Annotated in this window: 20 protein-coding genes and 6 pseudogenes; 11 read left to right on the forward strand and 15 right to left on the reverse strand. The window is 68.3% G+C overall.

The window, feature by feature from the left end:
• Positions 1-7: 7 nt before the first annotated feature.
• A pseudogene (locus tag ACFVTC_RS33490) lies at positions 8-285 on the reverse strand (aldo/keto reductase); the annotation flags it as partial.
• Positions 286-302: 17 nt separating this feature from the next.
• Here ACFVTC_RS33490 and ACFVTC_RS33495 point away from each other — a divergent pair.
• Positions 303-608: a hypothetical protein gene (locus ACFVTC_RS33495; protein WP_390132225.1), complete on the forward strand. Its 306-nt coding sequence runs from the start codon at positions 303-305 to the stop codon at positions 606-608.
• Positions 609-713: 105 nt separating this feature from the next.
• Here the strand turns inward: ACFVTC_RS33495 and ACFVTC_RS33500 are convergent, their stop codons facing one another.
• Together ACFVTC_RS33500 and ACFVTC_RS33505 are read right to left on the reverse strand one after the other, a co-directional pair.
• Positions 714-1,604, reverse strand: coding sequence for an MBL fold metallo-hydrolase (locus ACFVTC_RS33500; RefSeq protein ID WP_390132226.1), 891 nt, complete (start codon positions 1,602-1,604; stop codon positions 714-716).
• Positions 1,605-1,991: 387 nt separating this feature from the next.
• Entirely contained in the window at positions 1,992-3,377 is a 1,386-nt protein-coding gene (locus ACFVTC_RS33505) for a dihydrolipoyl dehydrogenase family protein (RefSeq protein ID WP_390132227.1), read from the reverse strand.
• Between the two features lie 73 nt (positions 3,378-3,450).
• On the opposite strand from ACFVTC_RS33505, the gene ACFVTC_RS33510 reads away from it, so the two are divergent.
• Positions 3,451-4,389 (forward strand): cupin domain-containing protein, encoded by a 939-nt coding sequence (locus tag ACFVTC_RS33510; protein ID WP_390132228.1) that lies wholly within the window; start codon positions 3,451-3,453, stop codon positions 4,387-4,389.
• Between the two features lie 110 nt (positions 4,390-4,499).
• The gene (locus tag ACFVTC_RS33515; RefSeq protein WP_390132229.1) at positions 4,500-5,099 is read left to right on the forward strand and encodes a hypothetical protein; all 600 of its coding nucleotides are present in this window, start codon (positions 4,500-4,502) and stop codon (positions 5,097-5,099) included.
• A 540-nt stretch (positions 5,100-5,639) separates the two neighbouring features.
• Here the strand turns inward: ACFVTC_RS33515 and ACFVTC_RS33520 are convergent.
• Positions 5,640-7,313 carry a WD40 repeat domain-containing protein gene (locus tag ACFVTC_RS33520; RefSeq protein WP_390132230.1) on the reverse strand — a complete coding sequence of 558 codons (1,674 nt, stop codon included), beginning with the start codon at positions 7,311-7,313 and terminating at the stop codon, positions 5,640-5,642.
• A 296-nt stretch (positions 7,314-7,609) separates the two neighbouring features.
• Between ACFVTC_RS33520 and ACFVTC_RS33525 the strand changes: the two genes are divergently transcribed.
• Both ACFVTC_RS33525 and ACFVTC_RS33530 read left to right on the forward strand, forming a co-directional pair.
• Entirely contained in the window at positions 7,610-8,080 is a 471-nt protein-coding gene (locus ACFVTC_RS33525; RefSeq protein WP_390132231.1) for a PAS domain S-box protein, read from the forward strand.
• Between the two features lie 21 nt (positions 8,081-8,101).
• Positions 8,102-8,308: pseudogene (locus ACFVTC_RS33530) on the forward strand (ATP-binding protein); the annotation flags it as partial.
• 238 nt (positions 8,309-8,546) lie between these two features.
• On the opposite strand, the gene ACFVTC_RS33535 reads toward ACFVTC_RS33530, so the two are convergent.
• Positions 8,547-9,422 carry a LysR family transcriptional regulator gene (locus tag ACFVTC_RS33535; protein WP_390132232.1) on the reverse strand — a complete coding sequence of 292 codons (876 nt, stop codon included), beginning with the start codon at positions 9,420-9,422 and terminating at the stop codon, positions 8,547-8,549.
• A gap of 141 nt (positions 9,423-9,563) precedes the next feature.
• Here ACFVTC_RS33535 and ACFVTC_RS33540 point away from each other — a divergent pair, with 141 nt between their 5' ends.
• Positions 9,564-10,457, forward strand: coding sequence for an SDR family oxidoreductase (locus ACFVTC_RS33540; RefSeq protein WP_390132233.1), 894 nt, complete (start codon positions 9,564-9,566; stop codon positions 10,455-10,457).
• Positions 10,458-10,593: 136 nt separating this feature from the next.
• Here ACFVTC_RS33540 and ACFVTC_RS33545 read toward each other — a convergent pair whose 3' ends face one another.
• Positions 10,594-10,716, reverse strand: coding sequence for a hypothetical protein (locus tag ACFVTC_RS33545; protein WP_390132234.1), 123 nt, complete (start codon positions 10,714-10,716; stop codon positions 10,594-10,596).
• A 157-nt stretch (positions 10,717-10,873) separates the two neighbouring features.
• On the reverse strand, positions 10,874-11,143 hold the full coding sequence (locus tag ACFVTC_RS33550; protein ID WP_390132235.1) for a multiprotein-bridging factor 1 family protein: 270 nt from the start codon (positions 11,141-11,143) through the stop codon (positions 10,874-10,876).
• Positions 11,144-11,395: 252 nt separating this feature from the next.
• Here ACFVTC_RS33550 and ACFVTC_RS33555 point away from each other — a divergent pair.
• Positions 11,396-11,440 (forward strand): annotated as a pseudogene (locus ACFVTC_RS33555) (hypothetical protein); the annotation flags it as partial.
• A gap of 99 nt (positions 11,441-11,539) precedes the next feature.
• Here the strand turns inward: ACFVTC_RS33555 and ACFVTC_RS33560 are convergent.
• The 5 genes and pseudogenes from ACFVTC_RS33560 to ACFVTC_RS33580 form a co-directional block, all read right to left on the reverse strand.
• A pseudogene (locus ACFVTC_RS33560) lies at positions 11,540-12,395 on the reverse strand (ABC transporter); the annotation flags it as partial.
• 162 nt (positions 12,396-12,557) lie between these two features.
• Positions 12,558-13,499, reverse strand: a complete 942-nt coding sequence (locus ACFVTC_RS33565; RefSeq protein WP_390132236.1) for a CU044_5270 family protein — start codon at positions 13,497-13,499, stop codon at positions 12,558-12,560.
• Positions 13,492-14,148 carry an RNA polymerase sigma factor gene (locus ACFVTC_RS33570; RefSeq protein ID WP_390132237.1) on the reverse strand — a complete coding sequence of 219 codons (657 nt, stop codon included), beginning with the start codon at positions 14,146-14,148 and terminating at the stop codon, positions 13,492-13,494. Before ACFVTC_RS33570 ends, ACFVTC_RS33565 begins: the two co-directional genes overlap by 8 nt.
• A gap of 612 nt (positions 14,149-14,760) precedes the next feature.
• On the reverse strand, positions 14,761-15,207 hold the full coding sequence (locus tag ACFVTC_RS33575; protein WP_390132238.1) for a protein-tyrosine phosphatase family protein: 447 nt from the start codon (positions 15,205-15,207) through the stop codon (positions 14,761-14,763).
• 296 nt (positions 15,208-15,503) lie between these two features.
• A protein-coding gene (locus ACFVTC_RS33580) for an IS5 family transposase (RefSeq protein ID WP_390132239.1) occupies positions 15,504-16,321 on the reverse strand; the annotation gives its coding sequence in 2 pieces (ribosomal slippage) (positions 15,504-15,970 and positions 15,970-16,321; 819 coding nt in all).
• A gap of 11 nt (positions 16,322-16,332) precedes the next feature.
• Between ACFVTC_RS33580 and ACFVTC_RS33585 the strand changes: the two are divergent.
• Positions 16,333-17,832 (forward strand): annotated as a pseudogene (locus tag ACFVTC_RS33585) (diguanylate cyclase domain-containing protein); the annotation flags it as partial.
• A 154-nt stretch (positions 17,833-17,986) separates the two neighbouring features.
• Here ACFVTC_RS33585 and ACFVTC_RS33590 read toward each other — a convergent pair.
• Both ACFVTC_RS33590 and ACFVTC_RS33595 read right to left on the reverse strand, forming a co-directional pair.
• The gene (locus tag ACFVTC_RS33590; protein WP_390132240.1) at positions 17,987-18,583 is read right to left on the reverse strand and encodes a nucleotidyltransferase family protein; all 597 of its coding nucleotides are present in this window, start codon (positions 18,581-18,583) and stop codon (positions 17,987-17,989) included.
• Between the two features lie 157 nt (positions 18,584-18,740).
• A complete protein-coding gene (locus tag ACFVTC_RS33595; protein WP_390132241.1) occupies positions 18,741-19,556 on the reverse strand; it encodes a helix-turn-helix transcriptional regulator in 816 nt (271 codons plus the stop codon).
• A 71-nt stretch (positions 19,557-19,627) separates the two neighbouring features.
• On the opposite strand from ACFVTC_RS33595, the gene ACFVTC_RS33600 reads away from it, so the two are divergent.
• Together ACFVTC_RS33600 and ACFVTC_RS33605 are read left to right on the forward strand one after the other, a co-directional pair.
• A complete protein-coding gene (locus ACFVTC_RS33600) occupies positions 19,628-20,344 on the forward strand; it encodes an SDR family oxidoreductase (RefSeq protein ID WP_390132242.1) in 717 nt (238 codons plus the stop codon).
• Positions 20,320-20,563, forward strand: a pseudogene (locus ACFVTC_RS33605) (transposase); the annotation flags it as partial. The gene ACFVTC_RS33600 and the pseudogene ACFVTC_RS33605, both read left to right, overlap by 25 nt.
• 27 nt (positions 20,564-20,590) lie before the next feature.
• On the opposite strand, the gene ACFVTC_RS33610 reads toward ACFVTC_RS33605, so the two are convergent.
• Entirely contained in the window at positions 20,591-21,043 is a 453-nt protein-coding gene (locus ACFVTC_RS33610) for an Imm21 family immunity protein (protein ID WP_390132243.1), read from the reverse strand.
• A gap of 76 nt (positions 21,044-21,119) precedes the next feature.
• On the opposite strand from ACFVTC_RS33610, the gene ACFVTC_RS33615 reads away from it, so the two are divergent.
• Positions 21,120-21,425 (forward strand): hypothetical protein, encoded by a 306-nt coding sequence (locus ACFVTC_RS33615; RefSeq protein ID WP_390132362.1) that lies wholly within the window; start codon positions 21,120-21,122, stop codon positions 21,423-21,425.
• Positions 21,426-21,430 lie beyond the last annotated feature (5 nt).

Genomic DNA, 21,430 nt, shown 5'->3' on the forward strand with positions numbered 1-21,430 from the left:
CACCGACAGCCCTCACACGTGAGGCGGCGGTGCGCCGGCGAAGGCTCGCCTGCTGGATCGCCGGAGGCACGTACGCCTGGTCGGGCGTCCCGACGTCCGCGCCCGGTGGAACGGTCCCGCGCTCCGGTCGATCCGGTCGAGGAGGTCGTCGGTGAGGGCCACCTCGCCACCGGCGAGCAGGTCGTCCAGGTGGCTCATCGTGCGCGGCCCGACGATCGCGCTGGTCACGCCGGGATGGGCGATCGCGAACGCCACGGCGAGGTGGGTCAGCGGCAGACCCGCCTCGCCGGTCCGCTGCCGACTTGGAAACCCCGAACGGCGGGGCCGACTGGCTCCTGGTCTACGGCGCTGGCGCCCGGACCATGGCGCTGCGGCACGGCATCGACCGCTTCGGCCGCTTCATGGTCTTCGGCGTCCCCGACGATGACCTCCCCGAGCACGCCTTCGACACTGCCCTGCGGCAAATGACCGACGGTACTCCGGTCACCGAAACGGACGAACTCCTCCTGCGACTGCGTGTCGGCACCGCTCCGTACCGGCTCAGCCACCCCACCAACACCGCAACCAGCACACAGCACACAGCACACAGCAACACTCAACGAACCTGATCACCGCGCAGAGAAACTGACCGCAGCGGACCAACATTCATTCCACCTGCCAACGCGGCAGCTCAGCCCACGGCCGGTGTCCCTGTTCGCTCCCTCACCAAGCCGTCAAACCCGGCCCGTCAGCACGGCGGGGATGTTGACCTGGAAATGAATGAATTCGTACATGCTGTAGTCGCTGTACTCCTTCATCGCGAGCGCTTCGCGGACCTGAGCGTCCGAGAGCCCCTTGCCCCGGGCGTCCCGTGCCAGGCCGGTCAGCTTCTCGAGGTAGGTGATCGAGTGCAGGATGTCCGCACGGCGCATGGTCCGGCCGTGGCCCGGCACGATCACCGTGTCATCGTCGAGGATGTCGTACAGGCGCCGGTAGGTGACAAGTGCCTCGTCGGCCCGCCCTTCCAACAGCCATGGGAACGCCGGGGGCGGCGCCTGCAGCATGTTCCCGACGAAGACGATGTTGTCTTCGCGCACGCGGACGACCAGGTCGCCATCGGTCTGGGCGTAGCCGATGTGTTCGATGTCCACATGCTTGCCCCCCAGGTCCAGGGAGCACGACCCGGAAACCGTCACGTCTGCTGAGCGGGCTACCGCCTCCTCGATGCCGGCGCCCGCGCCGAGCAAGTCGATCATGAAGGCGCGGTCCTGCTCGAAGCGTTCGTCGATCTCACGCTTGGTTGCCTCGTGATGGATGATCACCGTCTGCGACGGAAAGGCGAAATTTCCGAAGCAGTGATCGCCGTGGAAACTGGTGTTGACCAGGAACCGAATGGGCAGAGTGGTCACCTTGCGGACCTCGCCGATGACCTGCGACGCCAAACGGCCATTGCTCAGCGATTCGACCACCAGCACTCCCGAATCACCCACGATGAAGCCTGCGTTGGTCGCCGCGTGGTCGGTGTCGTCGACGTCTGTCGCCATGACCGCGTGTACGCCGTCGGCGAGTTCGCGTGCGCGCATCTGGACATCGGCGAGTTCGAAGGGTCTGTTCTTCTGGTGCATGGTTCTTTTCTCTTCTGGAAGCGTGACGGCTGACCGGCCTCGTTCGACGCGCGGCTCGAGGCGCGCCTTCGTGGGCGCGGGCGGGGGGTGATCCGGGCACCGGCCAGGAACGCCCTGGTGTGTGAGTGGCCCCGGTCTGAGAGTGAGGGCGACGGCTTCACCCTCGCTCGGCACTCCCGCTCATCGACTTGGGCTCTTCCTCGGCGTGTGCCCGGGTTCCCGTCGCTCCTTGGGCCTGTCCTATTTGTCTCATGCTTGGGTGGCGGCTGCATCCCGCTCCGACGCGGGCTTGCGTCGATGCCACGTCTGGGACTTCGAGGCATACGACCTGCGCTGGGTGCCCGTCGTGCCCGAGTACATGCCTGTCGTGTGCGCTGCTGGGCAGGGTCAGGAGACGACCTTGTCGAAGACCTCGTTGAGGGCTTCGGTCGAGCTCGGGTGGGTGTAGATCGAGTCGCGGAGCTGCGTCGCGGTGATGTTGTGCCGCATGGCCAGCGCGACGGTGTTAATGATCTCCTGCGCGTCGATGCTGAGCAGGGCGGCCCCGAGGATCAGGTCGGTGTCCGAGTCGACGACGAACTTCATGACGCCGCGGGTCTCCTCGACGGTGTAGGCGCGAGGCATGGCCACGATGTTCGCGACCTTCTCCCGTGAGACCGTGATGTCGAGTCCTCGCGCCCGCGCCTGGCTCTCGGTCAGTCCTACGGTGGCGAGCGGGGGCGTGATGAACAGGGTGTGGGGCACGGCCCTGCGGTCGGTCGTGGTGCGCTTGCCCGCGCCCAGGAGCTGGTCCAGGACGATGCGCGCGTCGTCCAGGGAGATGTAGGTGAACTGCTCGCCGCCGTTGACGTCGCCGAGTGCGTAGATGTGCGGTTGGCTGCTGCGCAGGTGCTCGTCCACTTCGATCGCGCCGTTCGGTGCGGTCCGGACGCCGGCGGCGTCGAGCCGGAGGCGGTCGGTGACGGGTCGGCGTCCGGTGGCGGGCAGCAGTGCGGAGGCTTCGACGGTGTGCGTCTGCCCGTCCTTTTCGTATACGACCTTTGAGACGGCGCCGTTGTCGTGGACCTCGGTGACCTTCGCGCCGGTGATGACGCGGATGTCGTCGCCGGTGAGGATCTCTTCGACGGTCTGGGCGATGTCCTCGTCCTCTCGCGGCAGGAGCCGGTCGGCTGCTTCGATGACCGTGACTTCGGTGCCGAAGCCCCGGTAGATGCCGGCAAATTCCAGGCCGAGGTAGCCGCCTCCCAGGACGACGAGCCGCTCGGGGAGGTTCTGTGTGCGGGTGAGTTCCGTGCTGGAGACGAGGTGGGGGCTGCTCGCGAGGCCGGGAATCGGGGGGATCACCGGCTCGGAGCCGGTGTTGATGAGGATCGTGGGGGCGGTGACGGTGATGAGGTCCGGTGCCTCGCCGACGGCGACGGTGTGCGGGTCGACGAACCGGGCTGTGCCGGTGATGACCGTCGCGGTGTCCCTGCTGTTCAGCGCGTCGAAGTTGCCGGCGCGGAAAGCGCTGGTCAGCGCGCGAACGCCGGCGACCGAGTGGGCGAAGAACTCCTGCGCGTCGTCCTCGAGGCGCTTGGTGTTCGCGTAGTGGACGAGCATTTTGGTCGGTACGCAGCCGACGTTCGGGCAGGTCCCGCCGTACATGTTCTCGGACTGCTCGATCAGGACCACTCGGCGGCCGGCGTCGGCGAGTACACGTGCGGCGGTCTTGCCGCCCTTGCCGAAGCCGATGACCAGAATATCCGCGGTGAGCATTGTGGTGATCTCCATGTCTTGAGTCTGCGGCGCGGCCACTGGTACGACTAGACTTGATCGTCTCGCTTTTCTGCCTGAAAGTTTCATCATGGATTCAGTCAGCCGGTTGCTGCGCATGGCCCGCCTCGAGGCCGGTCTCGACAAGCGCTGCCTGCTCGGAGCCGGTACGAGGATGGACGTGCCGGCTCACGGCGAGCTGCGGGCACCCTTCCATGTGCTGTTGGAAGGCGCATGTCGGCTGCAGGTGGGCACGGTCCTGCTCGACCTGCGTCCCGGGGACGTGGTGATGATCCCGAGCGGCGCTCCGCACCGGGTGATCACTGACGGTGGGGCCGGTTTGACGGGGACGGCGGAGAGCGTCGGCGAGGTGTTCGTGACCACGCGAAGCGAGGACGGCGGTAGGCCCGTCATCGACTTGTTCTGCGGGCACTACACGTTCGACGCGGGTGCGGGCTCGCTGTTGTTGGCAAGCCTGCCTGACCCGGTGCATGTCTCCTTCGGGCAGTCCACCGAGAGCGATGAGGTGCTGCGCATGCTGAGCGCCTTGATGCGCGGTGAGGCGCGGCGCGAGGGCGAGGGCACCGCTGCGATCCTCTCTGCGCTGTGCACGGTGCTTTTGGCGATGGTGCTGCGCACCTCGCGGGGCGACACAACGCGGACCGCCCTGTGGACCGCGGCGGCCGACGGCCGCATCGCGTCGGCCGTCGAGGGCATGCTGAGCGATCCGGGTGCCGACTGGACGATCGAACGGCTCAGCGGCGCGGCTGCCATGTCGCGGGCCACCTTCCTGCGTCACTTCACCCGGGACACGGGGACGACCGTGGGCGCCTTCCTCACCCGGGCGCGGCTGATGGCTGCGGCGGAACTGCTCACAACCACGGACGCGACTGTGGCAGCCGTCGCCGGTCAGGTGGGCTACTCCTCCGAGTCCGCGTTCTCACGGGCCTTCCGGGCGTATCTCGGTACGACACCCGCCCGCTTCCGGCGCGGGAGAACACGGGCACCGGGAGCGGCGAAGAGCGGATGACCTCGGGTGAGGATGGAGGGAGCTGCCCGCGAGTTGTCGCTGAGGTGGTCGCGGTGCGGTGGCGCGGTAGGCCGGTCTGGCTCCGCTCCGGGAGCGGGCAAGCTGGCCTGATGACCGTCTTTTTCGGCGACTTCAAGGACTTCTCCCACCTCGACCTGCATCCGCTGGCCGCAGCCGACGCTCACGAGCAGGCCCAAATACGCCTCGACCGCGCCCGTAACTCCGCCACCACCCAGGGCACACTGCCCAATTACCATCCCTACGACATCGCCGCCGCCCGCTCGGGCTCCTGGCGTGCCCTGCGCCACGACGAGCTCGGCGACAAACAGCCTGAAAGGCTCGGGAGGCGGCTGTACCTGCTGACTTTCGAGGGAATCGTCCGCTACATCAAGGTCGGCATGGTCGAGGGGCGGACTCTGGCCGCGCTACGCGACAGGGTCCGCCGCCACGAGCACGCCGCCGAGATCCACCAATGCTTTCTTGTCGACGCCTGGGCCTCGCAACCCTGCACCACAGACCAGGCGGCCGGGCGGTGGGAAGATCGCGTCCTTGAGCGGTTGAACACCTTGGTCAAAGGGGATCGGGTACGGCGGGTGCACCGGGAATACTTCTACGGCATCCCTTTGGACCTGGCGCTGACCGCGATCGAGCTCGAACGCCCAGAGGTGGACGGTAGCCCCCGGCATCCCGGTGTCGTTTACCAGGAGTGAACACCAAAATCGTGCGGTAGGACGCCCCCCAGCCGCGGCGCACCGACAGGTGTGCAGCGCACACAGCACGAGCACCTGCACCCGGGGCCTTGTCCCCCATGTCTTCCTGCGCGATGCGGGCAGTGGTCTCATCCGCTGGACGTCTGCTGGCACTGGCTCGATCGTTAACCCGCCATGGCCGCCTACGAAGCTGACCCGGAAGGCTCCCGCCAGTATTCGCGCAGGACCCGCCCGGTGTAGGGCCGTTGCGGGACGGAGAGTCTGTCTGCGCTGGTGGCGGCGGCCCGCCACACTGTGCTCATGGGTGCCCATATTCGGCCCGCCAGCCAGGTGCCCATTTCCACTACGGTCCGCAGACCCGGCAGTTGGAGGAAGCCCGACCAGAGCCAGGGCCACGCTGCGGGCGGAGGTCTCCCCAGTGCTGGCCGATCATCAACACCACAGCTCACACCCCACCCACCACACCGACTGCGAACCCCTCAATCACAACTGGACCGAGCGGCGGGGCGCGCGTTCGGGTGGGCGGGGGGAGGCGCAGTGTCACGGGACGATGGCTGCCGCGTCCCACACGATGAGTGTGCCGCTGCGGTCGAAGGTCATGAGGTGTTCTCGGTCCGGTGACGCGCGGCAGTCGAGAACGACGTCCGTGTGGGCCTCAAGGGTGTCCAAGAGCTCACCGGTGCGGGTCGACCGGATCTGCACGCGTCTGGCGGCAGGCACGGCCAGCCAGTCCTCGGTGGTGGCGAAACGCGTACCGTTCTGCTCCAGCGTGAAGCGCTCGCGATTGCTGGGCAGTTCCAGAACCCGGAGGTCGTACGGTCCGCCGAACGCGATCCATGAGCCGTCCCCGGCCAGACCGATCCGGTGGACCGAGTGCGGCTGGTCGGGCAACTTCGCGAGCAGTCGGCCGGAACGTGGGTCCCAGAGCAGGACCTGACTGTCGCGGCCGCGGGTGGCCAGGGTTGATCCGTCGGCAGCGAGCGCCAGATGCGACATTCCCTTCAACGTGGGCTTCGTTCCCCGGCGTTCATTGGTGAGCGGGTCGACGAAGCTGCCGGTGAAGCTGTTGTAGGCGACCCACGTGCCGTCCGGACCGTACACGGACTCACCCACGGTACCGACCTTGAAGGGGAGCCTTTCCTCGCCGCTGACCGCGTCCCATGCCTGCGCCTTCTCGCCCACCGCGCTGGTCATGATGAAACTGCCGTCCGGAGAGACGGCGCAGTTATAGAGCCTGTCGTACGGGCTACGGATCACCCGTCGCAGGTCCTGGGTCTCCACGTCGTACACGTTGACGAGCCCGCCGTCTCCGACCGCCACCAGCCATGTGCCGTCCGGTGACAGAGCGAAGCCGAATGTGGACCGCGGCAGCTGCAGCACACCACGGACCGCCGACACTTGTTGGCCACCGGGGTGCCCGGCGACGGCGGACTTCTGCCGGCCCGCGTGGGGGTCCGCGTCCGCTCGCGGGAGCGGCACGGGGCCAGGGCTCAGGGCTCGCAGCAGCTCGGCCCGCTTCCCCGGATCCAGCCGGGAGCCGTGCTCCTCCGCGCCCATGACCTCGTTGATCACTGAAGCGGTCTCCCTGGACTCCGGGGAGTCGACCAGGGCCAGATCGGCCAGCAGGCTCTGTGCACCCAACCGCTGGATCTTGGCGATCTGCCAGCCTGGAAACGTCACGAGCGCGGCGGCCTGAGCCGGGTCGCAGTACCGCAAGTGCCACACCAGATGCCGCCACCAGTATCCGGCGCCGGCGGGCAGAGACCACCACGGGTCACCGGGTTTCAGCAGGAGGAAGGCGTTGTGCACGAGCTGTTCGTGCCAAGCGGCCTCTTCACCCGCCGACCAGCGCGACCTCAAGCGCTCGTGCAGTCCCTCCGGGACGGTCAGCCACCTCCTGCCGTCGTCGTCCTTGGTGATACGCACGAGGCCCACGTGATTGAGGCTCTCGAGCAGGCCCAGGGTGATGTGGACGTGTCGGAAGGGTGAATCCGGTTGGTTCCATGCCTCTTCGACCTCGGTCGCGCGCAGTTCGACGCCCGGCGGGATGGCCGCCAGACGACGGACCTCAAGGTCACTCGGATAGTTGAGACCCAGACCTTCCAGGAGCGTGCCGATCCTGTCGTCACCCCAGTCCTTGTGGCCCGTCGCCTGCTGCCAGTGTTCCCTGAGCCGGCGATCGAGCCGACGTCTGCCCCACGGTGTTCTCGCCATCGTCTGCGCCTCCCGCACCTGGACTCCGAGTAAAACAGTCCGAACGCCTGCGCGTAGGCGTTCCTCCCTCCAAATCGGCGCGTGAACCAGGGGCATTGCATGATCGGGATTGGTCCGGCCAGCGACACGGACAGGCACCACCAGGTCGGGCGATCCCTCTCGTGTCCCGCACCCCGTGCCACGCCTTCTCGGGCGAGCAACAATGAACGGGCGACACCGTCTCGCGAGGGGAACGCGGATGACTGCGCCGGAGAGAACCGGAATACGGAGCGCCTCCGCGCTCCACGGGCGCGGTGATGGCCGCCACGGCCACCCTGGACGTCCACGGTGGTGTCCAGGGCTGGTCCGGCGGGGCGCGGGAGATCCTGGGGTACACGCCGCGGGAGGTGCTCGGCAGACCCGCCTCCGACCTCACAGCGGAGGAAGGCGACGTCCTCCATGACATCAAGGGGTGCCGGACCGACCGGCCGTGGAGTGGTCCCGTCCGGCTCCGGCACCGCGACGGCCACACCTCTGCTGTCCGACGGCCGGCAGAGGAATCACCGGAGCGCGAACGACGCCCGCTGCTGCCGGCTTGTTCCGTCGTGGACCATCAGATCGACCGACGACACGCGGGCAGTGACGGGAAGCCGGCCGCGAAGGCCGGCCGCGGCCTCCTTCAGCACGGCATCGTCTTGCCCCTGGGCGATGGTCGGATGCGACGACCTGGTCGAACTGCCCACCGAACGGCGGGGCCTCCGGCCACCGTTCCGCGATCTCCTCGGTGAGCCGACGGAACGGGAGGTCCGGGCGGCCGCGGCCTGTTCCTCGTCGCCCGCATGAGCCAGCGCTGGGGAACCCGGTACACCGACGGCGGGAAGATCCTGTGGACCGAGCAGCCACTGGACCAGGCCGAAACATCGTTGCTTCCCGAGTGGGACCCGGAAGACCTAGAAGATCTGGAGGGAAGCTTGAGCGAGGCCACGCGGCGGTCACCGGAGGAAAGACCTCCGTGACGCGCGGCGATGCCTCGAACGAAATGTCTGCCGCCAGCCCAGCCCTTCAAGGTCCTTGCGCGCGCACCTGAACCCGCACGAGTACGTCGATGAACTCGCGGAGGCGGCCTGCCACGGCACAGCAGTTCCTGAGGTGCTGTCAGGTATCGGCGTAGAAACTGCAGAAACTGCCCTCGGGGCCGACGACTGACGGCCGGTGCCCGCCCGTTACGTAACTGCACTCGCTGAGCCCGACCGCTCAGCGAGCGGGGAGCAGATACCTCGACGCCGCCGCGCGGAACGCGGCGAGCAGTGGGTGCCGTTCGCCGGATCTGGAGGCCAGCACCACCCGTACCGGCAGTGCGTCCGAGACTGGAACGCTCACGATGTCCTGCCGCAGATTGGTCGCGAACCCGGCCGGGGCGAGCGACACCACCTCATCGCCCGCGACCATTTCCAGCTTGTCCTCCAGCGTCTCCACCAGCGCACCCAGCCGGGTGTGGCCCGGCGGATTCGCCCCACCCCCGTCGACGCCCGCGAACCGGGGGAGTGTCTCGCCGGCGATGTCGTCCAGGGTGACCGACTCCTTGCCAGCCAGCCGGTGACCGAGAGGCACCAGCAGAACCCGCGGCTCTACGTAGAGAGGGGTGATCTCCAGCCCGTCCGGGGCGAACACCAGCCGCGCCGCGACCACGTCGACCCGGTGGTCGAGCAGTGCGTCCCGCGGCTCGCTCCAGCTCAGGTGGACGGCGCGCACATCGGCGTCCGGATGCCGGTGCCGCAGCTCGCGCACGGCCGGGGTGACGATGAGATTCGTGGTGTAACCCACGGTGAACGGACCGTGCCCTGCGGCGGAGCGAGCGCTCGCCGTAGCCCGTGCCGCCGCCCGCAGCAGCTCCCGGGCCTGTGGCAGAAAGGTCTCACCTGCCGCAGTCAGCCGCGTCCCGCGCGGAGAACGGTCCAGCAGCCGCGCACCCAGCTGCCGTTCCAGGCGCCGGATCTGCCGGCTCAGCGACGGCTGCGCCAGCCGCAGCACGTCGGCGGCCCTGCCGAAGTGCAGCTCGTCGGCGACCACCGTGAAATAGCGCACGAGGCGCAGCTCCAAGTCCGCTGGTGGAACGGGAAGATCGGCCACGCCTCGACCATACTCCGGCCAGGACCTGCAGTCATGACGGATCGAGCATCACCCGGTGCGCAACAGGCCTTGGACCGGCGGCCGGTGCAGGACGCAGCCTGGGAGCGGTTCCAGCAGAAACTCTCCGTGAGGTGAACAGTCATGCGTGTATTCGTCACCGGTGCCACCGGGTTCATCGGCAGCGCGGTCGTCCGCGAGCTGCTCGGCGCCGGGCACCAGGTGCTCGGCCTGGCCCGCTCGGACGCGGCCGAAGCGGCCCTGAAGGAGGCGGGGGTGGAGCCGTGCCGGGGCGATCTTAACGACGTCGACGGGCTGCGAGCCGCCGCGGGATCCGTGGACGGGGTGATCCACACCGGCTTCAACCACGACTTCTCCGACATGCCTGGCGCTCTGCGCACCGAGCTCGCCGTGATCGAGGCGTTCGGTGACGCCCTCGAAGACTCCGGCCGCCCCCTCGTCATCAGCTCCGCCACCGGTGTGCTCGCCCCCGGCCGCCTCGGTATCGAGACCGACAGCCCGGACCCGGCAGCGCCCGGCGCGCACCGGGGCGAGGCGGAGCGGGCCGCGCTTGCCCTGGCCGCCCGTGGCGTGCGGGTCTCTGCAATCCGGCTCCCGGCTTCGGTGCACGGCGTCGGCGACCACGCGTTCGTCCCGCAACTGATCCGTCTCGTCCGCGAGACGGGCGTCTCCGCCTACCTGGGCGACGGCTACAACCGCTGGCCGGCCGTGCACCGGCTCGACGCCGCCCGGCTCTTCCGCAACGCCCTGGAGTCGGCCGACGCCGGTGCCGTTCTACACGCGGCGGCGGAGGAGGGCGTACCGCTGCGGGCCGTCGCCGAGGCCGTCGGCGGTCGCCTCGGCGCAGCGGTGGTCTCCCTCGGCGAGGAGGAGGCCGCCGCCCACTTCGGGTGGATCCTGCGATTTGCCCGCAACGACAACCCGACCTCGAGCACCGCGACCCGCGAACGCTACGACTGGCGCCCCCAGGAACCCGGCTTGCTGGCCGACCTCAGTCAGGACCACTACTTCGCCTGACCCACCAGGACCGGTGCACTGTCGCAGCGCCCCCCAGGTGGGGTGGCCTTCGCGTTTACTCCTCCACCGGCATCGGCCGCCCCTTGTGGTCGATGCCGGGCGCATACGGCAATAGCCGCAGATCTCGGCTGGCCTTCTAGTTGCTGGGGGGGGTGAAGAGGGCGTTGAGGCCCTCGGCGAGGAGGGGGTACGTGAAGATGGCGTCCGCCAAAGTGGTGTAGGAGACCCGGCCGAGGATGGCGACCTGGATGATTGGCATTGCGAGGCGACGGACCTGAACCTCGCACCGAACAACATCAACAACGTCCGCATCAAACTGAAGCGTTTGACCAGGCGCGGAATCCTGGCCGAAACCGAGCCGGGACTGTTCACCAGGCCACGACCGCAATCGCTGGAATTCTCCCTGACCAGCGCGTCTACTCGAGGTCCATGGGCGACTCGGCCGATGCCTCACCGCCCATCGCCTCGGACGGCGCGGTCTTGATGCTGCCCGGAGCCCAGCCAAGGACTTCCTCCAAGCTTCGGGCAACGGTCGCGGTGGGCAGGTCCCCGCGGTCGCATTCGAAGGTCCTGATGGTCGCTTCACTCAGCCAGGTGCGGCGCGCGAGTTCACGCTCCGAGATGCCTTCGGCCTCACGGAACTCGATGAGGGCTCTCGCCAGCCGAGTCGATTCCTCTCCACTCATGACCGCAGTATGTCGCAGAGCCCGGGCTGGGATAGCCCTCTGGCTCGGTCCCATGCCAGGGGCACACCCGGAGCGCGGTAACACGCCCGCCAGACCGAATCCCAGTCGACTTGTTCGTCCTCGCCATGCAACCGGCGCTCGTCAACAGGCTGACCTGCACGCCCATCCCATGACAGAGTCAGATACCGGGTGAAACCTCGCACACCTTCCTCAAAGGTCGGCCGACCCAAGCCCGTTCTGGTCGTGATCGACGTGGCTGCCGCGGACGACCAGTCAGCCTTCACCTTCCAGGCGGCTCCGGCCGCAATGTGGGCGGCTACCTCGGTGGAACGCAAGACCCGAGACGCCGAGCAGCCGGTTTACGGCTGCGCTGCTATCTCGACATGCGCCAGAGCCTCAGCCCCTGACCAGGCCCGGCCCGGCACCAGCCCATGGGTGCGCGAGCCGGGCCGCGAGATAGGGCGCAGTGGCGCTGCGGCGGGCCCTGGCCACCTTGGCCGGCGGGCCCGCCGCGACCACCCGCCCGCCGTCGTCGCCGCCGCCCGGCCCGAGGTCGATGACCCGGTCGGCGGTGGCGAGCGTGTCCAGGTCGTGCGCGACGAGGACGACCGTGTTGCCTGCGTCGACCAGCCGGTGCAGTTGTCGAAGCAGCGGGGCGATGTCCGGGGGCAGCCCCGCCGTCGGCTCGTCGAGCAGGTAGAGCGCGTGCCCGCGGCGGGCACGCCGCAGTTCGGTGGCCAGTTCGATGTGTTGCGCCTCACCGCCGCTGAGTTCCGTCGCGGACTGGCCCAGCCGCAGGTATCCCAGTCCCACCTCGCGCAACGTCTCCAGACTGCGGGAGGCGCCCGAACGGCGGACAGGAACCTGGCGGCGACGTCGACGGAAAGCTCCAGCACTTCCGCGATGTCCTTGCCGCGGTAGGTGACCTCCCGCGTTTCGGCGTTGCACCGGGCGCCCTGCCAGGTCGGGCACGGCGCGTAGTTCCCGGGCAAGAACAGCAGACCCACCGCGACGAATCCTTCGCCCTGGCAGGTCTCCCACCGCCCTTCGCGCACGTTGAAGGAGAACCGCCCGGCCGAGTAGCCGCACGCTCTGGCCTCGTCCGTCGCCGCGTACAGCTTGCGCACCGCGTCGACCATCCCCGCGTACGTGGCCAGGTTGGACCGGGGAGTTCGACCGATGGGCCGTTGGTCGACCGCACCAGCCGGCCGAACGACTCGACCCCCGACGCGTCCTGGACGTCGACCTCGAGAAACAGGCAGCGCTTGGGCTCATTTGGCTGGAGGGCACGGTCGTCCTCTAGGTACTCACATGAAGTCGAAACCGCTTGGTGCCGCATCGAAATCAATAACAACGGCTAACAGAATGAGGTCGTCTGTCAGCCCATGCAGGCGATGCAGCACGTGAGGTCCCCCTAACCCTGGGGGCGTTGACCGACGCGGTCGACAACGGCCAGTTTCTCCATGCTGGTCATCTCGAAGTACCAGCCGGCCGTCTGCCATTTCCCGTTGACGCGCTTGAGGCCACTGCCCTTGAAACGCAGACCGAGGTAGTCGTAGGTCTCACTGTCGAAGACGAACGTGAAGCTGATCTTTGGGTACGAGACGCCGATCCCGTGCCGACCGATGGCGTCCACCTGGTCGTGGTCCAGTTCAACGCTGCGGATCTTCGCGAGTGCCTCGAAGGCGGCGGCCTGCAAACCGGGAGGCATCACGCGCGGCCCCCGCATCAACATACAGATCTCGAAGAACGCGTTCCTGTCTCCGTCCGCCGTGCCCGCACCCCCGAGCGATAGTTCCTTGAGGAGCCTGTCCGGGTCCGTGGGCATCGTCTCGAGCTTCGCGTACGAGGTGGGCGGCCACGCCACCTCGTGCTTTCCCAGCGGAGGATCATGGTGGACCTTGCCGTGCTCCTGTCGCCGTGAGGGCCGCGAGCCGTCCACCGACAGCCAGCTCTCGTCCGTCCACGTCTTGGCCCTGCCGCCCTTCAGAGGCGTCTGCGTGCTGTACGTCCTGGTGTAGAAATACTGGTCGTTGCGCGGGATCGGCAGCCCGGAACTGTCGGACCGTGACCTGTCCGCGGCCTTGCGCAACACCTGCGCCGCGGTGAGCGACGTCCGCGCTACGGCGTTGCCGTCGCGGTTCGCCGAGGCGACGACGACGGTTCCCCCCACCGCCGCCACCGCCCCGGCAGCCGCCACCCGTAAGACCAGCCGCCGGGACGGAGCGGCCGACCTGGTCCCGTGGTTCTCCCGGTGGATCTCGCTCTGCAACCGAACGCGGGCGGCCGAGCGGGCTTCGTCGGTCGGTGGCGGCACGTCGGCCTCCCACTCCCGCACCCGTGTGAGGTCATCCATGATCCTGCTCCTCCTGGTCCTCTCGACTCGTTGTGGGATCCGACTCGCCCAGCGCCTCGCGAACTCCGCTGCGGGCCCTGTGCAACCGTGAGCGCACGGTGCCCACCGGTATGCCCAGGGCCTCCGCGGCCTCCGCGTAGTCCAGGTCGCCCCAGGCGATCAACAGCAGGACGTCCCGGTTACGGGCGGACAGTCCCGCCAGGGCCGCAGCCAGCCTGCCCCGGGTCTCCTCGGCGCTGACCCGGGCCACCACCCGGTCCTCCATCGCCTCGCCCTCGCCGCTTCCCTCGGCCGGAGCCGTGGAGGCGGCACGCGACAGTGCGCGCAGCCGGCGGGCCTCGGCACGGTTGTGCCGACCGATGAGGTTGGTGGTGATCCCGTACAGCCACGGCACCGCCTGCGACCTCGACAGGTCGTAACGCCGGCGTCGCTGAAACGCGATCACGAACGTCTCGGCCATCAGATCGTCGGCCGCCTCGCTCCCCAACCGCCTGGCCGCGTACCCATGAATGCTGTCGGCGTAGCGGTCGAACAGGACGGCGAACACGTCCGGGTCGTCCCAGGACCGTTCGATGACCGAGGCATCGGAGTCGGCCGATCCCTCCATCACCGCAACACGGCCCACTCCGACGCCCGGTGAAGCGGTCATTGGTCACCTGCGAGTTTCATGTGGTCCCTTTGACGATGTGGGCATGGTCACCCGTTGTTCGCCGATGCCGGCAATCGAGTTCCATCCGGGATTCCACGTCCGCGCGACAGTCATGAGACCGCTCCCGCACGACCGCCTCCCCTGCTGCGCGTGCAGCCGATTCGCCCACCCATTCGCCGGGCCGTCTGCCCCCAACGCACCGCCAGGGGCGTAACCGCGATCAAGCACCCCTCTCGTCGAGGAAGCGGTCCCGGCTCCGTGGCGGAGCGCCGGGGGTCACGGGGTTCGGGGCACCGCCGGCACGGCCGGGTGGGACCTTCGGGCAACGGAACTGCCCAGTCCTTGTCGCCGCCCGATGCGTTCGAGGTCCGTGACATCGATCGAGTGGCCGGGCTGAACGGAGCGCAGTCGACGGCCAAGTCCTATCGATCAGCACCGGAGTTGGTGCTCAATGGTGGAATTGTCGCCCTGGCTCATGGTGTGGAGCGGCTTGGTACGCGCGGTCGCTGTGGCTGCCATGTCTGCCTGCCTGCCTGCCTGCCTGTCTGCCTGTCTGCCTGTCTGCCTGTCTGCCTGCCTAGGAAGCGCAGCTTCTGACGGTTCTGAGTCGTGTCAGGCGGCTTTGCAGTCAGCGGCGAAGCGGAGCACGTAGCGACGCTGCCAAGGGGTCTCAACTGCGCGCGAATGATAGTGGTGACGCACGAAGTTCACCGCCTCACCAGCGGGTACCCCATCCAGAACGGCGAGGCAGGCCAGGGCTGTTCCTGTCCGTCCCCGGCCTCCGCCGCACGCGATCTCGACGCGTTCAGCGTCGGCGCGGGCCCATGCCATCTGGAGGACCTCTCGTGCCTGAGAGTGGTTACTGGGCAGTCGGAAGTCCCTCCAGAGTAGCCATTGAGCCACCCAGGGAACCGTCGGAGGCGGGGCGCCGAGCAGGTAGACGCCGTAGTGAGGAACGGGGCCCTCCGGAAGCAGTTGGCGCAGTCCGCGACCACGGACCAAGCGGCCGGACGGAAGCTGGAGCACTCCCTTGCCTGTCGGTTCCCACGTCTTGGTCACGTACTCAGGCTAGCTTTCAGTCGATGCGGTTCCGGGCGTCGGGCCTCCGGAGCAGGGGTTCAGGGGTGGTTGGGGCTGCGCTCACAGCATGTCGGTCGCCGTGCCGGGCGACCCGCGGCCGCCGAGACCACGCAGACCGAGGCGCGGACGGAGCTGATGTTTCGAAGACGCCGCAGCGCACCGACGTCTGCGGATCAGCGGTAGTTTTCCAGCTTTGCCATCGCTTCGCAGGCACGATGGAGAACCGGCGGATTCAAGCGAGACCACCTGCAGGGCGCCGTCCCGGCTTACTGTTCCTAACAAAGCCGTTGGACGTGGCGATGGGTGATCAGGCAGACGGCGAGCCCGAGGAACGCTTCGTGGATGTCGTCGCGTCGTCCCCAGCGCATGCGCAAGTGGCGGAAGCCGTGAAGCCAGGCGATCGTGCGCTCGACGACGTAGCGGAAGATGCCCAGGCCGGTGCCGTGGGGCTCGCCGCACTTCGCGATCACCGGTCGGATCCCGCGGGTCCAGAGCAGACGCCGGTTCTTGTCGTGGTCGTAACCACGGTCGGCCGGCAACGCGGTGGGGCGCCTGCGCAGCCTGCCGACGCGGCCTGCGACGGGCGGGATCTTGTCGAGCAGTGGCTGGAGTGGGGTGACGTCGTTGCGGTTCCCGCCAGTCAGTGACACTGCGAGCGGGATGCCCTGCCCGTCGACGATGAGGTGGTGCTTGCTGCCCGGCCGTGCTCGGTCGACGGGGCTGGGCCCGCTTTTGGGCCCCGGCGCGCGGCCCTGACGTGGGAGGAGTCGATCACTGCCCGGGACCAGTCCAGCTGGTCCTGCGACCGTGGCTTCTCCGGCAGCAGCACGTGCGGTTGGTCCCAGACGCCGGCCTCGTTCCACGCGGCCAGGCGCCGCCGGCACGTCATGCCCGACCCGAAGCCCAGCTCCTGAGGCACGTACTCCCATTGGATGCCGGTGTGAGGGACGAAGAGAATCCCGCGCAGTGCTTGCCGGTACGGCACTCGAGGTCCGCCCTCGGCCAGCTTCGGCGCCGGCTCGGGCAGCAACGGTTCGATGAGTGACCGCAGTTCATCCGACACGATCCAAGGCCGCGACTGACGTGTCCCCACGATCGGACCAACGAGCAGTGGCCGACACGCTCCAATCCGTTGTGGACGGTGTCGTCAACGGTCTCGGTTACGAACTGGCGTTCATGCACCTGGTACGCCCGGACGGCGATCTCGTGCTCGCCTCCTGCGCGGGCGACTCCGCCGAGGCACTGATCACCGGCCGCGTCGGCTCTCGTACCTCCTGGGACCGCCGGCTCCACATGGGCGAGGCCTGGGGCAGCCTACGCTTCATACCGCACACTGAGGGCTGGATCCTCGACGACGACGTACCGGAGTGGCACAACAAGGAGGACGGGCCCGAGCGCCGCTTCAAGGAGGGCTGGCACCCCTCCGACCGCCTCTACGCCCCCATGTACGCTCCCGGAACCTCTGGCGGCAGCGGCGGCGAGCTCATCGGCGTCCTGTCCGTAGCCCGCCCGCGCAACCATCGCCCGCCCAGCCCGGACCAGCGCGAGGCCCTGCAGTCCTACGCATTCCACGCCGCTATCGCCGTCGGCAGCGCCAGAATGCGCGCCAACATGCAGCGCGCCCTGGTCCGCCTGGAGCGGGAACAGGAGATCCTGCGGGCCAGCGAGGAGTCCTTCCGTCAAGCCTTCGAGTACGCCCCGTCGGGCTTTGCCATCGCCGAGTTGGGCGGCGACCAGCACGGCCGCATCGTGCGCACCAACGACGCCCTGTGCCGCCTGCTCGACCGCTCAGCCTCTGGCCTGCGCCGTATCGCTTTCTCTGACCTCGTACACCCCGAAGACATGGGCATCTTGCTCCGCACGTCAGCAGAAGGCGGCCGTGCCGAACTCAGACTCGGCCGCCGCGACGGCACCTATGTCTGGGTCTCCCTGCGCAACTCCGTCGTTGCCGACGCACCCGACGGCCCCCGCTTCGTTCTCACGCACATTGAGGACATCGAAGAACGCAAACACCGTGAACTCCAGCTGATGCATCAGGTCAGTCACGACCCGCTCACCAGTCTGCCCAACGTCACTGAGCTGCGTGCCCGCCTCAACTCCCGCTTGTGCATCGACGCTCACCGGCCAGCTGATGCAGGCATGCATGAGGACGGCACCCTCTCCCACATACACCTCGGGCCGCCCGCTGACGATACTGGTGACGGCGCCAAAGGCCTCGCTGTCCTCGTATGCGACCTCGACGGCGTCAAATCGATCAACGACCGCTATGGACACCACACAGGCGACATGGTGCTCGTCGAAGTAGCGCAACGACTCACCAACGGGATCCCAGACGAGGGCGTTGTCGGCCGTGTTGGCGGCCACGAGTTCGCTGTGCTCGCTGACGGGCTCGCCCCCGCCGACGCGGCTGACCTCGCCGTACGACTACGGAACGCGATCATCCCGCACATCCGCGTCGACGGCCGCGCCGTCCGCGTCGGCGCCAGTTTCGGCATCGGATGGGCACGCTGCGGAATGACCGCGGACGAGGTCTTGAAATCCGCCGACGAACAGATGTACGTCGAGAAACGGTCACGTCCCCGACAGCATCGGCGCACGGGATGAGCGCGGCGGCCTGCGCAAGCATCTTCATGTACTGCACCGCAGGCGCCCGTCACCACGCTGGCGGGCAGGGCATCGTTCTCGTGGCGCGTCTTTCACTTTTTGCGAACTGGGCCACCGGGGAGGAACTCGCCGCGTGATCACCCGCATCCGAGCGTCAGCCCGGCCACGGCAGCACGGTGAGCTCCGGCCATTCGTCCCTCCAGCGCGCCATCTTGGTCTCATAGACCTCTCGCGGGGCAAGGACTGGGTTCGGCCGGACCACGAGGTTGAACACGTCGGAGAGCCCGTGGGGCGCATAGACGCGCCACCTACCGTGGGCTTCCAGCCGCACCCCCAGACAGCACGTCGTCGCGGCGAACGAGTCGATCGCCGCCTCGGTGGACTCGTGAGGCGGGCAGGGCACGCCGAATTTCTGCTCGTACCAGAGGTGCACACGGGCCTCGTTGCGGATCTCCACCTCGGCCGGCAGCCCGGCGAACATCTCCTGTCCTGCCTTGATCGCGGCATCCTCCGCCTCCCAGGAGAGGTCGGTGCCGTCGAAGTAGAAGATGTCGTAGTCCTTGATGCCGCTGGTCGGGGGCCTGTCGGTGACCACGTTCCACACCGTCTGGAACAGGCAGCCCGCCGTCACATACCAGCCGGGCAGCTCCATCGTCGCTGCCCTGGTCATCACCTCGGTCAGGACCTCGTTCTGGGAGAGCACGGACCGCAAGCCATCGAGTTGCTCAACGAGCGGGAGTCGACCAAGCATCCGTACTCCGTATCACGAACAGCCGCTCGCACAACGCGACGGCCCCAAGCAGGCGCCCCAGCCCGAGGGGCGGGCAAAGTCAGGACCGCGCGGTCCGAGTGAATATTGCGTTGCGACGCTCTGTGACCGTTGGCGAGACCTGTGCGCATCCTTCGTTTCAGGTCGCCTGCGTGGCCAGCCTGCGCAGGGCCCGCAGAGCGGGTGATCCGGGGTCGGCTGTCATCAGGACAACCTCCTGGTCATCCTCGGGCACGAGCAGGACGTCGCAGTTCAACCGCAGCTCACCGACCTCCGGAGGGCCCAGGGTCTTCGTACGATGCCCGGGAGCGTGGACCGGACGTGCCTCCCAGATCTGCCGGAACTCCGCACTGCCGGCGTGCAGTTCGGCCAGCAGCGTGGCCAGCTGCGGGTCATGCGGGTAGCGGTCCGCGGCCCGGCGCAGCCGCGCCACCACGATGTGCCCGAATTCCTCGGCGCTGGAGCTCTCATACATCCACCCCTGGCCCAGGAAGCGGCGTCGGGCCAGGTTCGTCGTCCCGCCTCCAGGGTCGGCGCCGAGCAGTGCCCGGGCCAGGGGGTTCCAGCTGACAACGTCGTACGCCGCGTCAGTGACGATGGCACCGGTCTCCGGCAGCCGCTCCAGCATCCGGGCCACGTGCGGGCGCACCCGCCGCACCGCGCTGATGCCAGGCGGCGCGCTCGAACCCGCCAGGCGGAACAGATGGCTGCGCTCGGCCGGCGTGAGCCGCAGCGCGCGGGCCAGCGCGTCCAGGATCCGGGCCGATGGTTGCGGCCCCCGGGCCTGCTCCAGCCGCGTGTAGTAGTCGACTGACATGTGGGCGAGTTCCGCCACCTCTTCGCGGCGCAGACCCGGTGTGCGGCGGTCGGTGCCCGTCGCCGCCAGGCCGATCTCGTGCGGACGCAGGGCCGCCCGGCGGTCCCGCAGGTAGTGGGCCAGCTCCTGCCGCGCCATGCCGCCTCCTCTCACTGCCTGGTACAGGCTGTCCCTGGCAGGGCACCCACGACCAGGGAAGTGTGGCTGCCATGAACGAACGCACAGCTCTGGTCACCGGTGCCAACAAGGGCATAGGCAAGCATATCGCCCGGCTGCTCGCCGCCGAGGGCCTCATCGTGTACGTGGGCTCCCGTGATGCCGGGCGCGGGCAGCGGGCCGTCGAGGAGATGGGAGCCGGGGCCCGTCTGCTGGTCCTCGACGTGACAGATCCCGACGGCGTCGCACAGGCCGCGGGTCAGGTGGACCGCTTGGACGTGCTGGTCAACAACGCCGGCATCTCGCCGTCACTCGCCCCGCCGACCGACACCGGCGTCGAGGAGTACCGGCGCACATACGAGACCAATGTATTCGGGGTAGCGGCGGTGACCAATGCCTTCCTGCCCGCCCTGCGCCGGTCCCCGCACCCGCGCATAGTCAACATCTCCAGTGGCACCGCGTCGCTGGCCTGGAGCACCACACCCAACCCTCAGTTCACCCCGGGAAGCGGCGGCGGCGCCGCTTACCGGTCGTCCAAGGCCGCCCTCAATGCCCTCACTGTCCTCTACGCCCAGACGCTGGCCGAGGACGGCTTCAAGGTCAACGCGCTCGCCCCCGGCCTGCGGGCCACCGATCTCAACCCCCAGGCCGCCGCTGCCGGCGGCGACCCGGCCGAGGCAGCGCAGGGTGCCCTCCGCCTGGCCCTGCTGCCGGACGACGGCCCCACCGGTGGCTTCTTCTCCTGGGACGGAACGCCCGTGCCCTGGTGATCAGTCATGGGCGGCGTCGAGGACGGGTGTCCCAGCGGTGTGTGGTCCATGCCTGCCGAGCACAACCGCTCGCACAAGCAGGTCCGCGCCCGCGTCGAGCACGCCTTCGCGCGGATGAAGACCTGGAAGATCCTCCGCGACTGCCGGTTGAAAGGCGAAGGTGTCCACCACGCGGTGCTCGGCATCGCCCATCTGTACGACCTTGCGCGTAGCACGTGACCGCACCCAACCAAAGGAGCTGACCGTTCAAGATTCGATGGGCAGCATCTGGACCAGGCCGACCCAGCTGTCTTCGTCCGCCTTGGTATGGGTGGCTCGGATCCTCCAGCGGCCGGCGGGCAGTGCAACCGACGCCTGGGAGGGCATCCCGCCGCCGGGATACTCGGTGTCCAGCGCGGAACCTGATTCGGCAGAGTCCATGAGTGTGGCTGGACCGTCCGATGACCACGTGCCGCACTCCTCCCACTCGGTGGCGGGATCTGCAAGAACTGCCCTGGCCGCCGCTTTCAGCTCGTCCTCGGAGTCAGCGGCAAGCCACCGCAGGAAGGCCTGATGCTCGGGTAGAAAACAGCTGGTGGCTGGCTCGTCCGCCAACACCAGTGCCTGCGCACCGTCCTCGCCAACGGTGATCACACCGGCCAGATCGTCCACCGCGCAGGCCCGGTCGTAGTCGTCCGGCGCGGTGGCGTCTCCCACCATGACCCCGCTCTCCGTACCGCCCGGGCCTACCGATCATCAAGGTGTTGCTTTCGGGCCGGGGGCTCGTTGATGTCGTATGCGCATTCCGGACGAGACGCGTGATCAACTTGCTGTGAAGTTCGCGGTGTTGTTCCCGCATCTGAACGAGCGGCAGCGGCGATTGCTGTTGGCCGCGGAGGCCCGGGGGTTGGGGCATGCGGAGATGGGCCGCGACGTCCTCGACCTGGCGGCCCGGACCCCGTGGGGGTGGCCGCAGTGGAACGCCGGAGACGTCGAAGGAGAGGACGTCCGGGCCGCCTCGATCGGGCAACTGTCCGTCGTCTACTTCATCAACCGGCCGCTGCGGCACCTGTCCGTCCTGGACGTCGTCTGGCTCGGCTGACCGCC

Source organism: Streptomyces sp. NPDC057950, from assembly GCF_042887295.1.
Lineage (GTDB): Bacteria > Actinomycetota > Actinomycetes > Streptomycetales > Streptomycetaceae > Streptomyces > Streptomyces kaempferi.